Source organism: Micromonospora sp. RTGN7, assembly GCF_033804645.1.
Classification (GTDB): domain Bacteria; phylum Actinomycetota; class Actinomycetes; order Mycobacteriales; family Micromonosporaceae; genus Micromonospora.
In genome coordinates this window covers 1-11,835 of sequence record NZ_JAPZLF010000030.1, presented here as the reverse complement: position 1 = coordinate 11,835, position 11,835 = coordinate 1, and the positions used below count along the sequence as shown (strand labels likewise).

The following is an 11,835-nucleotide window of genomic DNA, read 5'->3' as shown; positions in this document are numbered from 1 at the left end:
ACTGATGACCATTCTTGCTGGTGACGACCTGTCGGCCGCCCGCCTAAACCGGCTGCAGCCGGTCGTCTACTCGACGGCGACGTCCGCCAGCCTGGCTCTGACCGCGACGCAGACGGACCTACCCGGCGGTGGCATCACCTTCAACACGACGGCCGCCGGGGCGGTCTGGGTGGCGTGGGCCGCCTACGACTTCAACCAGCTCGCGGCGACGACGAACGACTGCTTCGGCCGCCTCGTCGTCGATGGCGCCACTCAGACCGCCCTGGCAGCGTTCGGCGGCGTCGCAGTGTCCGAGCGGGGCTCGGTGTCGCAGACCTGGACCGGGACGCTGGCGGCGGCCGGCTCGCACACGATCAAGCTCGCCGGCCGGGCGACGGCCGCCTCGCAGTACGAGGTGCTGCCGGCCACGACGACCCTCGTGCTGATGATCCTGGAGGTGGCCTGATGCCCACGTACGCCCAACTCCAAGCCGAGCCGTACTGGAACCGGGAGATCGTGACCCCGGAGGTTGACTGGCTCGGCGACGAGCTGTGCCGGCGCACCAACCGACCTCGGGCGGCCTTCGGCGCGAAGGGCGACAGCCACCACCTGCGTGGCGCCCACCGGTCGCAGGAGTGGATCCGGCGGTCGCGGCACTGCACGAACCGCACGTACACCGTCCAGTCGGGGCTCACGGTTGAGCAGGAGCGGCACATCGCCGGCGTGGACTTCACCCCCGCGTCGGCCGCCGACATGATCGCGCAGTCGAAGCGGCTGCTCGCCGCGATGCAGGCCGGGCAGATCGACGAGGTGCGCGAGTTCTACGGCAACGTCGACGGCAACAAGATCGTCGATGGCTGGGACAACGTGCGCGACCGCGCCGCCAGCTCGGACAGCAGCCACCTGTGGCACTGGCACCTCACCCTCGACCGCCGGCACTGCCGGAACACGAAGCTGATGGAGCGCATCCTCGCGATCGCGCTCGGAGACACCCAGGAGGACGAGATGAGCAAGACGGCCGAGAGCGAGATCCACGCGGTGCACGCGGCCATGTTCAGCGGCGGGTCGAGCATGGGCCGCCGGGTCGACCCGGACGGCGCGGGCGCGGCGGCGGCGGGTAACAGCGTCGTGGCGAAGCTCGACTACATGATGTCCCGCCTCGACGGGATGGCCGCCGGAGTGACCACCCTGGCCGGGCGGGACTGGACCGACGAACCGGCCATCGTCGCGGGGGTGCTCGCTGGGCTGGGCCCGGAGCGGCTCGCCGAGGCGCTCACGGCGGCCGGACTCACCCCGGAGGCCATCGCCGCCGCGGTGCCACCGGACATGGCCCGCCGGGTCGTCGACGAGCTGTCCGCCCGGCTCGCCGCCGCAGGCCCGGGCCAGGCACGTGAGTGACGCTCCAGCAACGCGTCCCGGTGCCCTGGCTGCGGGACATCGTCTTCCTGGTGCTGGGCGGGGCCGGGTTCGGGTACAGCGTGGTGACCGGGGCGGGCTGGCCGCCGCTGTTGGTGTCCGCCGCCCTGATGGCCGGGCCGGGCGTGGTGCAGCTTTGGCTGGCGGGGCATACCCCGGGCGGTGGGCTGTCGTCGGTGCCGGCCTCGCCGGAGCCGCCGCCGCCCTCGCCGTCGCTGCCGTCCGCACCCTCGGCGGGGGGTGAGCGGTGAGCCCGCACAGGCGACCCGTCCCCGTCTGGTACGCGCTGGTGGCCGCCCTCGTGTCGGCGCTGGCCGTGGCCGGGGCGTGCATCGCGTACACGGAGCATGTCTCGCGGCGGCAGTGCACGGTGCTCCGGACCGAGGTGGCCGCGTACCGGGAGGTGCCGCCGACCACCCCGACCGGGGAGCTACTCGCCCGCGCCAAGGAGCAGCTGCTGCGCGACCTGCACTGCTGACCCTGCTCTACCCCTCTCGGCCCGGACCAGCGTGGCCCGGGCCTCGTCAACCCTGGAGGCATCATGACCACCCCCACCACCCCGGCCGCGCCCGTCGAGGCGAAGGTCAAGTCGTCGGCCGCGTGGACGTACCTGCTGGCCCTCGGCGGCCTGGCCGTCGTCAACGGGGTCAGCGACACGACCTTGCTCACGGACCTGCCGGACGTCCTGGAGATCTTCGTCGCGCCGCTCGTGCCGGCCGCGGCGGCGGGCATCGGCGGGTACCTGGCGCGGCACACCCCGCGGCCGGATCTTGGCCGCTCCTGAGCCAGCCGCCGACCAGCTCACACGAAGCGGCCCCACCTCGCCGAGGTGGGGCCGCTCGCTGTGTCCGGGGTCAGCGAGGCTTGCAGAGGTCCGCGTACGCCTCGGCGAGCGCCGCGTCCACCGTGCCCGGCGCCCAGGTCTGGCCGCAGCCGAGCAGCGCCCGCGCCTGCGCGTCTTCGCGGCTGATCTTCGGCGCGTCGGCGGGAGCGATCTTCAGGTACGCCTTGTACGGGTCGACGGTGGGTTTCGGCGCTGACGTGACCGGCGCTGGCGAGCTGGCCGGTGGCACGGGGGACGAGGGGGCTGGGTCGCCGCCGCAGCCGGCAAGGACAACGGCGGCCAGGACGACGATGGCGGCCGGGAAGGTACGGATCATCGGGGCACCGTAGCGGCGGCGGGGCGGCGGGACTGTCCGGGAGGCGACAGCGGCCCAGTAGGCTCCCGATCGCGGTGCCGCCGGTGAGCTCCCGGCCGGTGCCGACCATCCCTCGACGCGCCCCGCTGGCTCCGGCCGGCGGGGCGTCGTCGCGTCTACGGTGTCCGGTATGGACGCTGACGAGACCACCCCGGCCGCTCTGCCGCCGGGGGACATCACTTGGGACGGCACCACCCTGACCGCCGGCGGGGTGGTGCTCGCCCCAGGCCGGTACCGGCTGGGCGACACGGATCACGAGCTGCTCGTCGTCGAGGGCGGCCCGGACGACGACGTGTAGTCCGCACGACAGCGCCCCCGCTTGCCCCTCGCGGGGTGGGCGGGGGCGTCTGCGTGTCCGGGCCCGGACGTCGGTGGCCTGCCGACCGGTGCCGCCCCACCTCCCGAGGGTGTGGCCGGCGGCTGGAGGGTGGCCGCGCCGACCCGGTCAGGATGCCCGACGGGGGCCGGGCGCGACCCGGGCCTGTGGACAGCGGGGCCGCCTGTGGATAACGCCCTGATCATGCCCGGGATGTGCTACGGGCGGCGGGGTGGGAAAGCGCAATCCTGACCGCTGCTGACGACTCGGCCCCGGCCTCCACCAGGGAGGCCGGGGCCGCAGTGCGTCCGGGGGTCACGCGGGCAGGGCGACCTGCTCGGCGGCGGGGATCCAGTGCGCGATGTGCCGCGCGGCCTGCTCCCGGGCGCCCATCTCGGTGCCGGCCCAGTCGGTGCGGCCGCACGTGCACGACCAGTGCGCCTCGCGGACGGTGATGGCGTGCCCGGACCTGCCGGGGTCGCCGGCGGGGTGCGCGGGGAGGTGCTCGACGCGGGCCCGGTCGCCGTCCTCCAGGCCGTAGCCGCGCTCCAGGTTGTAGAGGTCGGCGTACCGCTGGGCGTCGGGGTCGGTGGCGAACACGGCGAGGGGGCGGTCGTCGGCGTACTCGCCGGCGCAGACGATGGGCAGGTGCTGCATGGTCGGTCCCTTCGGTCGGTGCGGTCGCGGGGGTGGGGCCGGCCGGGTGGCCGGCCCCGGGGGTGGTCACACCCAGCGCAGCCGCTCGGTGCGGCGCATCAGCACCCGGCGGCCGGTGTGGGTGGTGCGGACGGTGCGGGGGGCGAGGGCGGCCTCGGCGCGGGCGGTGAGGAGGTAGTGGCGGGCAGCGGGGGCGCCGTCGAAGTACTCGTCGGGCTTGCCGAGGCAGCGGACGCCGGCGAACTTGACGGCCGCGCGGCCGGTGCGGATCTTCTCGGCCATCTTCCGGTCTGCCTTCGTCATGTCCGTCTCCCTCGTTCTCGTTCGGTGTTCCCTGCCTGTGCCAATAGTCTAACCCATCTGGTTGACGAACGTCAACCGAGAATCCCTGATCAGTACAACTTTCTCACCTCACTTGGAGTTGACGCACGTCAACCGTGGTGTACCGTGTGGACATGACCGCCACCCCGCCGCGCGACCCGCGCATCCCCGACCTGGTCTCCCTCCAGGAGGCGGCCGACATCCTCGGCATCAGCAAGCAGGCAGTCCACAAGCGAATCAAGGCCGCCCAGCTCGTCGGCGCGCAGGTCGGTTCCGCCTGGGTGTTCCGCCGCTCCGTCGTCGAGGCCGCCCGGCCCGCCCCCGCCCCGGAGTAGGAACACGCTTTCCTGCCCTCTCTGAACACGGAACGCCCCCGCCGGCCGGAAGGCCATGCGGGGGCGTTCGTCTGTTCGGAGGAGATCAGGCGGGGGGCTCGGGTCGCTCCGGCAACTCGGCGTCGGGCTCCCTTAGGTACCAGGTGATGAAGCGACGGAGCACCTCGGACCGGTTCGTGCCGGCGAGCTTGGCGCGCTCGGCGAACTGTCGCCACAGGTCGCTGGCCACGCGGAAGCTCTGGAGGGACGTCCCCTTACTCACGGTCGGAAGGGTGTCATAACGGCGCGGAGGGTTGGGGCTTGCGGGTGTCATAACACCCACTGTACGGTGGGTGTCATAACACCCACAAGCCCCGGAGACGGGGCGACCCCCGGGCGGCGACTGCAACGCCAACCGGGGGCCTAGGACGGGAGAGGACCCCGACCCATGACCCGCATCTTCCACCACGACGCCCTGAGCGCGCTGCCCCGCTACGAGTACACCGACCCGTCCGTCTTGGCCGGCATCGCCGCCGGGGCGTCCTGGGCGGACCCGACGATGGACCCGACCAGCATCGACTGGGCGGAGCGCCAGGCCCTCGCCCTGGTCCCGTTCGAGGTCGTCGACGGCCGCCCCGTCAGCCCCGGCGCGCCGACCGGCATCCGGTACGGCCGCAACCTGTTGGGCCACTGGGGTGAGCAGCGGTGCGCCGACGCCCTGGTCATCGCCCGCACGTCCGGCGCGCACGGCGGATGGCCGTGGCTGCTGATGGTCGAGCGCGCCGACGGCCACGGCTGGGCGCTGCCCGGCGGCTACTGCGACCCGGGCGAGGGCCCGGTGACGGCCGCCATCCGCGAGCTCCGCGAGGAGACCGGGCTGATCGTCAGCCCGGCGACCTGCCGACTGCGGGTGCTGCCCGCCCGCGTCGTCCCCGACCCCCGCGCGAGCGACGAGGCGTGGATGGTCACCACCCCGCTACGCATCGACGTCGGCATGGTCGGCGACCGGCTGCCGGACGTGACCGGCCTCGACGACGCCCGCCGGGCGGCGTGGATCGGCGCGGTGGACTACGCCTGCGTCGTCCGGCACCTGGACATGGCCTACGGCGGCGGCGTGTTCGCCGCCCACGCCGGCCTGCTGCGCGACGTCCTGCGCTGACCCGCGCCACCCCTCCGCTCCGCTCACCCCTCGCGTGAGGAGGTGCCCGTGATGGGTGCCCGCATCAACCGCTGGGTCTACCGGGTCGTCGGCGTCTGCGCCGTCCTGGCGGCCCTGGCCTTCCACCACAACCACACGACGCGCCCCTGCTCGGCCGACCAGGTCGGTGCCGGCGGGATGTGCGTCTCGACCTCCCTGGAGATGACCCGATGAACCCGCTGCTGCTGATCCTCGCCGGTGGGCTCGGCCTGCCGCCCGCCGTGTTCCTGACCGCCCGCGCCCTGGTGCACCGCCACGGCGACCCGGCCGCCGCTTCGGCATACCTGGACTGGTTCCGCGCCGAGCAGGCCGCCGAGCGGGCCGCCGCCCCGGTGCCCGCGCAGACCCGCACTTCCGCCAGCGCCCGCCCGAAGGAGTTGACCCGATGACCGCCCCCACCGTGAACGGCACGAAGTACCCGCAGCCGGTCGACGCGCTGCTTCCCCTGGCCCGGAACTTGGCCGCCGAGCTGGGCGAGGTGCCGTCGCGGAACCGGCTGATGCGTGAGTTCCACATCGGTGCGCCGAAGGCCGAAGAGCTGCGCGACCTGCTCGCCCGAGAGCAGGTACGCGACGCGCTCGGTCTCGACCAGGCCATCCAGGCCGGCTGGACCGTCGAGCAGGTGGCCGACGCCTTCGACGTCGATCGGGAGCAGGCCGAGCGCGTGCACAGCGTCGTCACCGGTGCCGGTGACCCCTGGGCCCACGCCGAGCCGATCGGCCCGGACCCGGTCGACGTGCCCCTCGGACCCGCCGCCGAGCCGGCGCAGACCCGGGTGTCCGAGGCGACCGAACCCGCCCCGGGCGTGCCCGCCGAGGTCCCCGCCCGGACGGTCGAGCTGGCCGTCGCCGCACCGGTCGGCACCCTCCCGGCCGCCCTGCCCACCCCGGCGGACACCCGGGCACAGCCCGCCGTCGAACCCGCTCCGGAGCCCGTCACGGCCCTCCCGGCGGCTGACGTGTCGCCCGAGGTCACGCCGGTCGGTCACCCGGATACGGCCACCCCGCCCGCGCCCCGTCGGCGGGCCGTCGCCTGGCCAGTGATCCTGCTCGCCGCGCCCGCGTTCGTCGCCGTCTGGTCCGGGTGGGTCGGACTCGGCGGACTCACCGGATTCGGCGTCGTGCACCCGCTCCCCGGGATCGCCGACTCGGTGAGCCTGGACACCGCCATCACCCTGCCGGTCGGCGTCGAGACGTACGCCGCGTACGCCCTCTACGTCTGGCTGTCCGGGCGGGTGCCCGACCGGGCCCGCCGGTTCGCCCGCTGGTCCGCGATCGGGTCGCTGATCGTCGGCGCGCTCGGCCAGATCGCCTACCACCTGCTCGTCGCCGCCGGGGTCACGTCGGCCCCGTGGCAGATCACCACCGCCGTGGCGTGCCTGCCCGTAGCCGTGCTCGGCATGGGCGCGGCCCTCGCCCACCTGGTCCGGGAGGACGCCCGATGATCCGCCGTAAGCCGCCGGCCGCGCTGATCATCGCGACCTGACCGTGACGGAGGCAACCGTGCTGACCTGCACGAACTGTGGCAACACCAAGGGGTGGCGCAACGCACGCCAGACCGCCGACGGCACCCAGTCCGCGACGTGCGGCGCGTGCGGCACCAAGGTCACGAGCAAGGGCGGCGTGGCAATGGGAGAGGTCACCGGCGGGATGCGGCAGGAGCGCTGACCGCCCCCGTGGCCGCCGGCTCATCACCCGGCGGCACGCGGGAGCGGCCAGACCACCTGGCAGCCACAAAAGAGGAGGGGACATGCCCAGCAGGGAAGAGAAGCGTGAGGCCATCCAGAAGCACAGGGACGCGCGGGAGAACCTGGCGCGCGTGAGCTCTCAGAGCACGGAGGAGACGGACGCGTACCTGGAGGCGAACTCCGCCGTCATCGAGGCGGAGAAGGGGGTCCCCTGGTACCGGCGCTGATCCCTCATCCATGACCGCCCCCGTCGGGCACCCGCCCATCACCGGGTGCCCGCGCGGAGCCGGCCAGACGCCTGGACGGCACGACGAGAGGAATCCCGACGATGGCCAAGAAGCTGATCGCCGCCGTGAAAGCGCTGACGCGCTGCCCGGCGTGCAAGGGCACCGGGCGGGTGCCGCACTACACCCAGGGCTGCAACGACGTCATCGACAAGAACGGCCGCAACGTCGCCTACACGAACTGCACCGCGATGAAGACCTGCGGCAGCTGCGGCGGCTCGCGCCGCTCCCGCTGACCCACCCAGCGCGGGGCCCGGCCGAGCAGGTCGGGCCCCGCACCCCCCGCACGGAGGACGTCACCGACATGACCGACCAGATCCGGCGCGACGACATCGTCCAGGGCGTGCCGCAGCAGCGCGACGCCGAGTCGTACACCATCGAGGCTGAGCAGCTCGGCGAGCCGGTCGACCCGCCGGGGCGGCCGGCGACGTTCGCCGAAATCAAAGCGCGCGCCGACGACCGCCCCCCGATCATTCCCGCGGCGCTGCGCAACCCCGAGCAGCGCAGGGAGCTGGCCCGCTGGTCCCTCGGATACACCGCGTACCTGGTCGGCAAGCACCTCTACAACAGCCCGAAGTACACCGCGAAGATGGCTTTCTGGGCGCCCGTCGGCCTCGTCCGCGGCACCGGCCGCATCATCCACTGGGCCAGCGCGGAAGAGGGCAACTGGACGCTGCGGCAGCAGGCCGCCAACCGCGACGACCCTGCCGCGTGGATGGCCCTGGACCGGGTCCGCGAGCGTCAGGCCCGGTTCCGGTGGATGCTGGTCGCCGCCGGCCTGCTGGCGCTGATCGCCGTCATCGCCGTGCTCGCCTCACCGCTCGCCCCCGGGTGGGCGCTGCCGCTGCTGGCCGCCGCCGGCGTGCCCGTGCTGGCCTGGGCGGGCCGGCCGGCGGACCGGCCGATCCTGGACCGGGTCAGCATCGGCCCCAAGTTCACCAAGCTCACCGCCGAAATGGTCCGCGCCGCCGTCATCGCCCTGGCCATCGGCGTGAAGGAGCCGCGCAGCATCGAGTTCAAATTCCCGATCCACGCGGATGGACCTGGCTGGCTGGCCATCTTCGACCTGCCCGGCGCGATCGTCGCCACGAAGCTGCTGGAGAAGCGCGACGGCCTCGCCGGAGCGCTACGGCTGCCCGTCGACCAGGTGTGGCCGGAGGTCGGCCCGGATCACCCCGGCCAGGTCGCCCTCTGGGTCGGCTACCAGCCGTCGTCGAAGATGGGTCAGCCGAAGTGGGCCCTCGCCGACTCCGCCGCCCGGACCAGCGTGTTCGAGCCGCAGCCGTTCGCCACCGACGCCCGGCAGCGGCCCATCTCCACCGTGCTGTTCGAGCGAAATTTCCTCATCGGCGGCCAGCCCGGCTCGGGCAAGAGCTACGCCGCCCGCACCCTGCTGACCATCGCGATGCTCGACCCCGTCGTGGAGCTGAAGGTGGCCGAGTTCAAGGGCGTCGGGGACTTCCTCGACGTGCAACACCTCTGCTCCACGTACGTGGTGGGCGTCGACGACGAGGCGTTCGAGACGGGCAACGACATCATCGGTTGGGCGCTCGCGGAGTGCGAACGGCGTGGGAAGCGGATCCTCGCCGCCAAGAAGCGCGGTGAGGCCCCGCACGGCAAGGTGACCCCCGAGCTGGCCGCGAAGCCGGGCTCCGGGCTGCACCCCGTGTTCATCCTGCTCGACGAGGTCCACGAGCTGTTCGCGGACCAGCCGGGTGCCGCTGCGGCGTGCGAACGGGCCATCAAGCGCGGCCGCGCGCTGGGCATCATCTTCGCCCTGGCCACGCAGATCCCCGACAAGGACAGCCTCCCGCCGAACATCACCCGCTGCATCACCACCCGCTGGTGCCTGTCGGTCCTCGGCCAAGTGGAGAACGACATGATCCTGGGCACCGGGGCGTACAAGCGGGGCTTCACCGGCACCGTCTACCGGCCCGGGGTGGACGCCGGGTGGGGCGTCATGGTCGGCGTCGACAAGCCGGGCAGCGCCCGCTCATTCTTTCCCCGGCCGGATGTCACCGCGGCGATCGTGGCCCGCGCCGGCCAGCTGCGCGGCCAGTCCGTCATCGGTGACGACGTCCAGCGGGTGCAGGCCAGGGACATGCTCGCCGACGCCCGGGCGGTGCTACTGCCGGGCGAGGCCGGCCTGCCGTGGGCGGTGCTCGCCGAACGCCTCGCCGAGCTGGCCCCGGAGTTCTATACCGGGATCACCGCCGACATGGTCCGCGAGTCCCTCGCCCCGTACGGCGTCGAGTCGCAGGACGTGAAGCCGAAGGGCAGCCGGAGCAACGTCAAGGGCGCCCGCCGTACTGCCTTGGACGCCGCGCAGCAGCGCCGTGAGATCGAAGCCGAGTAGGTCGCGGGGGCTGGTCGCGGCACGCTTCCTGGTCGCGGAAGTGCGACCAGCCCTGCGACCGGCCCCCACCAGCACGAACCCCCGTTTGGTCGCGGGTCGCGGCAGCCCGCCGAGGCCCCGAAAACCGCCCCCTGGGAGACCCTGTGAGAGGCACCATCGCCACGGCCTGCATCCTGCTGACCCTTGCCCTGGTCTACGGCCTGTCGTGCGTCGTCAGGCCGTTCCGTGACTGCTGGGTCTGCTCCGGCCAAGCCCACCACCGCAGCAAGTCCAACCCGGCGCTGTCGCGCCCGTGTCGCTGGTGTCGGGCCACCGGCAAGCGGCTCCGGCTCGGCCGCCGGGCGTGGAACCGGGCGCGGTCTCTCCACCGCGACGCCCTCTGACCCCGAACATGACACCGCCCCCGACCACGCCGGCCGGGGGCGGTCGCGCGTCCGGCCCCGGTCAGGCCCGCACCCGCACCGGGGCCGCCGCACGCCGCTGCTGCTGGACCACCGCCGGTGCCGGCGCGAGCAGACGCAGCCCGCCGAGCTGGACGTACAGCTCCCGCTTGGCGACGGCATCCCCGCCCGGCCCGAGCACGTACCCGGTCAGCCACACCCAGCCGTAGTACGTGGGCCGGTCGTCGACGGCCACCAGGCGCAGCCGTAGCGCCCGCTCCCCGCCGAACTGCACCGAGGCCTGGCCGTCGATGTGCACCACCGCCCCGGGGCGGAGCTGCGCCAGGTCGACGCCGGCGCGGCGGTCGGCGGTCACCGCAGCAGCCCGGCGATGCCGACGACGAGCAGCACCAGGACGACGGCGGCGCAGATCCAGCCGGCGATGACCTCGCGGGTGGCCAGGGGCAGCCGGCGGGGCGGCTGCGGGACGGTCTGCCCGTCGGCGAGCGGCGCCCGACCGTCGACGACTGGGTGCGCGTGCGGGAGCGGGCCGGTGTGCGGGCGCTCGTCCATCGGATGCCTCCAGGCGTAGCGGAGGGTGCCTGGCCTCGCACTCTACGAGGGCGCTAGGGCGCTAGGGCCCTAGGTCCCCAGGTGAGTCGTCCGTGAGACTGTCCATTAGTGATCAACTACTCTGCGGAGAGGGCCGTCTACCGGCAGCTCGCCGACCTGCTCCGGGAGCAGATCGCCGCAGGCCAGCCCCCACCCGGAGGTCGCCTCGCATCCACCCAGCGCATCGGGCAGGAGCACGCGGTCGGCCGGGACACTGTGCGCCGCGCCCTGGCCGTGCTGGTCGCCGACGGCCTCATCGTCATGGAGCGCGGATACGGTGCCCGGGTGGCAGTGGAACCGGAGCTGACAGTCGTGGCGGTGCCCCGGGGTGCCCGGGTGCGGGTGCGACCGCCCACCGAGGCGGAGCGGGCCGAGCTGGGCATCGAGCCCGGAGCGGCGACCGCGGTCATCGTCGTGACCGTGGGCGGCCGGCTGCGCGGGCTGTACCGGGCGAATCAGACGGAGCTGCGCTTCTCCTGACGGCGAATGCCGGCCGATCGGGCGGACCTCACCGTCTTCTGAGCTGTGTAGGTCGGCCCGCTGATCGGCGATCTTGACCGTTCGTACACTCGTGCGAACAGTTAATTCTGCGAATCCCACGGCGCGCAATTTGCAAATCGCGCAAGGTGAATGCGGACATACGCGGGCATTGATCGTTGTTGGCGCTGAGCAGGCATCGAAGAGCGCTCGCACAGCTTGCCCTGCTGCGTCAGGATGGCTGCTCTGGTCTGATCCACTGGACCGACAGCGTGGCCCTCGGGGGAGGCAGCGTGCGACCGCCGCGCATCACAACTGCAACCTCCCTGCGCCCGCACCCACGCGCCGCCAATCCCCTGCACCACAGCAACGAGGAGTTGACCCCATGCACACCACGATCGGCCGTACCGCCGCAGCCCTCGCAACCTCGTCCCTGCTCGCCGGCCTGATCGTCTACTCCATCCGCCGAGCCCAGGGCGCACGAGGGGTCACCACCGCGCCATCCATGATCGGAAATGTGATTCCGCTGCTGCCGGCCATGGACCGGGAGACCGCCGACGCCGTAAGGCGCATCCGCCGCCGGCTGGCCAGCGGCCACTAGTCACTGAGGGGTAATAGATCTTTGCAATCTCCCACGAT

General features: G+C 73.1%; 23 protein-coding genes. 17 read left to right on the top strand and 6 right to left on the bottom strand.

The features are described 5' to 3' along the window. Window positions 1–4: 4 nt before the first annotated feature. The 5 genes from SNR22_RS27610 to SNR22_RS27590 all read left to right on the top strand — a co-directional run bounded on the left by SNR22_RS27610 (window position 5) and on the right by SNR22_RS27590 (window position 2,179). Complete coding sequence (locus SNR22_RS27610; RefSeq protein WP_320069598.1) at window positions 5–445, top strand: hypothetical protein; 441 nt, start codon at window positions 5–7, stop codon at window positions 443–445. Then, window positions 445–1,377, top strand: coding sequence for a hypothetical protein (locus SNR22_RS27605; protein ID WP_320069597.1), 933 nt, complete (start codon window positions 445–447; stop codon window positions 1,375–1,377). Before SNR22_RS27610 ends, SNR22_RS27605 begins: the two co-directional genes overlap by 1 nt. Further along, a complete protein-coding gene (locus SNR22_RS27600) occupies window positions 1,374–1,646 on the top strand; it encodes a hypothetical protein (protein ID WP_320069596.1) in 273 nt (90 codons plus the stop codon). The genes SNR22_RS27605 and SNR22_RS27600 overlap by 4 nt, the downstream gene beginning before the upstream one ends. Further along, window positions 1,643–1,873 carry a hypothetical protein gene (locus SNR22_RS27595; protein ID WP_320069595.1) on the top strand — a complete coding sequence of 77 codons (231 nt, stop codon included), beginning with the start codon at window positions 1,643–1,645 and terminating at the stop codon, window positions 1,871–1,873. Before SNR22_RS27600 ends, SNR22_RS27595 begins: the two co-directional genes overlap by 4 nt. 63 nt (window positions 1,874–1,936) lie before the next feature. Next, window positions 1,937–2,179 (top strand): hypothetical protein, encoded by a 243-nt coding sequence (locus SNR22_RS27590; RefSeq protein ID WP_320069594.1) that lies wholly within the window; start codon window positions 1,937–1,939, stop codon window positions 2,177–2,179. A 70-nt stretch (window positions 2,180–2,249) separates the two neighbouring features. Here SNR22_RS27590 and SNR22_RS27585 read toward each other — a convergent pair whose 3' ends face one another. Next, on the bottom strand, window positions 2,250–2,555 hold the full coding sequence (locus SNR22_RS27585; RefSeq protein ID WP_320069593.1) for a hypothetical protein: 306 nt from the start codon (window positions 2,553–2,555) through the stop codon (window positions 2,250–2,252). Between the two features lie 169 nt (window positions 2,556–2,724). Here SNR22_RS27585 and SNR22_RS27580 point away from each other — a divergent pair, with 169 nt between their 5' ends. Next, window positions 2,725–2,892 carry a hypothetical protein gene (locus SNR22_RS27580; protein WP_320069592.1) on the top strand — a complete coding sequence of 56 codons (168 nt, stop codon included), beginning with the start codon at window positions 2,725–2,727 and terminating at the stop codon, window positions 2,890–2,892. 333 nt (window positions 2,893–3,225) lie between these two features. Here SNR22_RS27580 and SNR22_RS27575 read toward each other — a convergent pair whose 3' ends face one another. Beyond that, complete coding sequence (locus SNR22_RS27575) at window positions 3,226–3,567, bottom strand: hypothetical protein (RefSeq protein WP_320069591.1); 342 nt, start codon at window positions 3,565–3,567, stop codon at window positions 3,226–3,228. 66 nt (window positions 3,568–3,633) lie between these two features. Further along, on the bottom strand, window positions 3,634–3,870 hold the full coding sequence (locus SNR22_RS27570; RefSeq protein ID WP_320069590.1) for a hypothetical protein: 237 nt from the start codon (window positions 3,868–3,870) through the stop codon (window positions 3,634–3,636). A gap of 152 nt (window positions 3,871–4,022) precedes the next feature. Here SNR22_RS27570 and SNR22_RS27565 point away from each other — a divergent pair, with 152 nt between their 5' ends. Then, the gene (locus SNR22_RS27565; protein WP_320069589.1) at window positions 4,023–4,223 is read left to right on the top strand and encodes a helix-turn-helix domain-containing protein; all 201 of its coding nucleotides are present in this window, start codon (window positions 4,023–4,025) and stop codon (window positions 4,221–4,223) included. Between the two features lie 85 nt (window positions 4,224–4,308). On the opposite strand, the gene SNR22_RS27560 is transcribed toward SNR22_RS27565, so the two are convergent. Further along, window positions 4,309–4,485 (bottom strand): hypothetical protein, encoded by a 177-nt coding sequence (locus tag SNR22_RS27560; protein WP_320069588.1) that lies wholly within the window; start codon window positions 4,483–4,485, stop codon window positions 4,309–4,311. Between the two features lie 165 nt (window positions 4,486–4,650). Between SNR22_RS27560 and SNR22_RS27555 the strand changes: the two genes are divergently transcribed. From SNR22_RS27555 to SNR22_RS27520, 8 genes are all read left to right on the top strand, one after another. Next, on the top strand, window positions 4,651–5,361 hold the full coding sequence (locus tag SNR22_RS27555; protein ID WP_320069587.1) for an NUDIX domain-containing protein: 711 nt from the start codon (window positions 4,651–4,653) through the stop codon (window positions 5,359–5,361). A gap of 51 nt (window positions 5,362–5,412) precedes the next feature. Next, window positions 5,413–5,574 (top strand): hypothetical protein, encoded by a 162-nt coding sequence (locus SNR22_RS27550; RefSeq protein ID WP_320069586.1) that lies wholly within the window; start codon window positions 5,413–5,415, stop codon window positions 5,572–5,574. Beyond that, window positions 5,571–5,789 carry a hypothetical protein gene (locus SNR22_RS27545; RefSeq protein ID WP_320069585.1) on the top strand — a complete coding sequence of 73 codons (219 nt, stop codon included), beginning with the start codon at window positions 5,571–5,573 and terminating at the stop codon, window positions 5,787–5,789. Before SNR22_RS27550 ends, SNR22_RS27545 begins: the two co-directional genes overlap by 4 nt. 110 nt (window positions 5,790–5,899) lie before the next feature. Next, complete coding sequence (locus SNR22_RS27540; protein ID WP_413775722.1) at window positions 5,900–6,844, top strand: ABC transporter permease; 945 nt, start codon at window positions 5,900–5,902, stop codon at window positions 6,842–6,844. Between the two features lie 43 nt (window positions 6,845–6,887). After that, window positions 6,888–7,067, top strand: coding sequence for a hypothetical protein (locus SNR22_RS27535; protein ID WP_320069583.1), 180 nt, complete (start codon window positions 6,888–6,890; stop codon window positions 7,065–7,067). 348 nt (window positions 7,068–7,415) lie between these two features. After that, window positions 7,416–7,607 (top strand): hypothetical protein, encoded by a 192-nt coding sequence (locus SNR22_RS27530; protein WP_320069582.1) that lies wholly within the window; start codon window positions 7,416–7,418, stop codon window positions 7,605–7,607. Window positions 7,608–7,675: 68 nt separating this feature from the next. Next, entirely contained in the window at window positions 7,676–9,727 is a 2,052-nt protein-coding gene (locus SNR22_RS27525; protein ID WP_320069581.1) for a cell division protein FtsK, read from the top strand. Window positions 9,728–9,870: 143 nt separating this feature from the next. Then, window positions 9,871–10,110, top strand: a complete 240-nt coding sequence (locus SNR22_RS27520; protein ID WP_320069580.1) for a hypothetical protein — start codon at window positions 9,871–9,873, stop codon at window positions 10,108–10,110. Between the two features lie 61 nt (window positions 10,111–10,171). Here SNR22_RS27520 and SNR22_RS27515 read toward each other — a convergent pair whose 3' ends face one another. Next, window positions 10,172–10,483 carry a hypothetical protein gene (locus SNR22_RS27515; protein ID WP_320069579.1) on the bottom strand — a complete coding sequence of 104 codons (312 nt, stop codon included), beginning with the start codon at window positions 10,481–10,483 and terminating at the stop codon, window positions 10,172–10,174. Further along, window positions 10,480–10,680, bottom strand: a complete 201-nt coding sequence (locus tag SNR22_RS27510) for a hypothetical protein (protein WP_320069578.1) — start codon at window positions 10,678–10,680, stop codon at window positions 10,480–10,482. The genes SNR22_RS27515 and SNR22_RS27510 overlap by 4 nt, the downstream gene beginning before the upstream one ends. 108 nt (window positions 10,681–10,788) lie before the next feature. Between SNR22_RS27510 and SNR22_RS27505 the strand changes: the two genes are divergently transcribed. After that, entirely contained in the window at window positions 10,789–11,199 is a 411-nt protein-coding gene (locus tag SNR22_RS27505; RefSeq protein ID WP_320069577.1) for a winged helix-turn-helix domain-containing protein, read from the top strand. A 382-nt stretch (window positions 11,200–11,581) separates the two neighbouring features. After that, window positions 11,582–11,797: a hypothetical protein gene (locus tag SNR22_RS27500; RefSeq protein WP_320069576.1), complete on the top strand. Its 216-nt coding sequence runs from the start codon at window positions 11,582–11,584 to the stop codon at window positions 11,795–11,797. The last annotated feature ends 38 nt before the right edge of the window (window positions 11,798–11,835 follow it).

Coding starts and splice junctions, on each gene's coding strand:
- SNR22_RS27550 (WP_320069586.1), top strand. CDS start 5,413: ATGGGTGCCCGCATCAACCGCTGGGTCTACCGGGTCGTCGGCGTCTGC.
- SNR22_RS27555 (WP_320069587.1), top strand. CDS start 4,651: ATGACCCGCATCTTCCACCACGACGCCCTGAGCGCGCTGCCCCGCTAC.
- SNR22_RS27565 (WP_320069589.1), top strand. CDS start 4,023: ATGACCGCCACCCCGCCGCGCGACCCGCGCATCCCCGACCTGGTCTCC.
- SNR22_RS27605 (WP_320069597.1), top strand. CDS start 445: ATGCCCACGTACGCCCAACTCCAAGCCGAGCCGTACTGGAACCGGGAG.
- SNR22_RS27510 (WP_320069578.1), bottom strand. CDS start 10,680: ATGGACGAGCGCCCGCACACCGGCCCGCTCCCGCACGCGCACCCAGTC.
- SNR22_RS27530 (WP_320069582.1), top strand. CDS start 7,416: ATGGCCAAGAAGCTGATCGCCGCCGTGAAAGCGCTGACGCGCTGCCCG.
- SNR22_RS27525 (WP_320069581.1), top strand. CDS start 7,676: ATGACCGACCAGATCCGGCGCGACGACATCGTCCAGGGCGTGCCGCAG.
- SNR22_RS27545 (WP_320069585.1), top strand. CDS start 5,571: ATGAACCCGCTGCTGCTGATCCTCGCCGGTGGGCTCGGCCTGCCGCCC.
- SNR22_RS27580 (WP_320069592.1), top strand. CDS start 2,725: ATGGACGCTGACGAGACCACCCCGGCCGCTCTGCCGCCGGGGGACATC.
- SNR22_RS27590 (WP_320069594.1), top strand. CDS start 1,937: ATGACCACCCCCACCACCCCGGCCGCGCCCGTCGAGGCGAAGGTCAAG.
- SNR22_RS27585 (WP_320069593.1), bottom strand. CDS start 2,555: ATGATCCGTACCTTCCCGGCCGCCATCGTCGTCCTGGCCGCCGTTGTC.
- SNR22_RS27570 (WP_320069590.1), bottom strand. CDS start 3,870: ATGACGAAGGCAGACCGGAAGATGGCCGAGAAGATCCGCACCGGCCGC.
- SNR22_RS27610 (WP_320069598.1), top strand. CDS start 5: ATGACCATTCTTGCTGGTGACGACCTGTCGGCCGCCCGCCTAAACCGG.
- SNR22_RS27540 (WP_413775722.1), top strand. CDS start 5,900: ATGCGTGAGTTCCACATCGGTGCGCCGAAGGCCGAAGAGCTGCGCGAC.
- SNR22_RS27500 (WP_320069576.1), top strand. CDS start 11,582: ATGCACACCACGATCGGCCGTACCGCCGCAGCCCTCGCAACCTCGTCC.
- SNR22_RS27575 (WP_320069591.1), bottom strand. CDS start 3,567: ATGCAGCACCTGCCCATCGTCTGCGCCGGCGAGTACGCCGACGACCGC.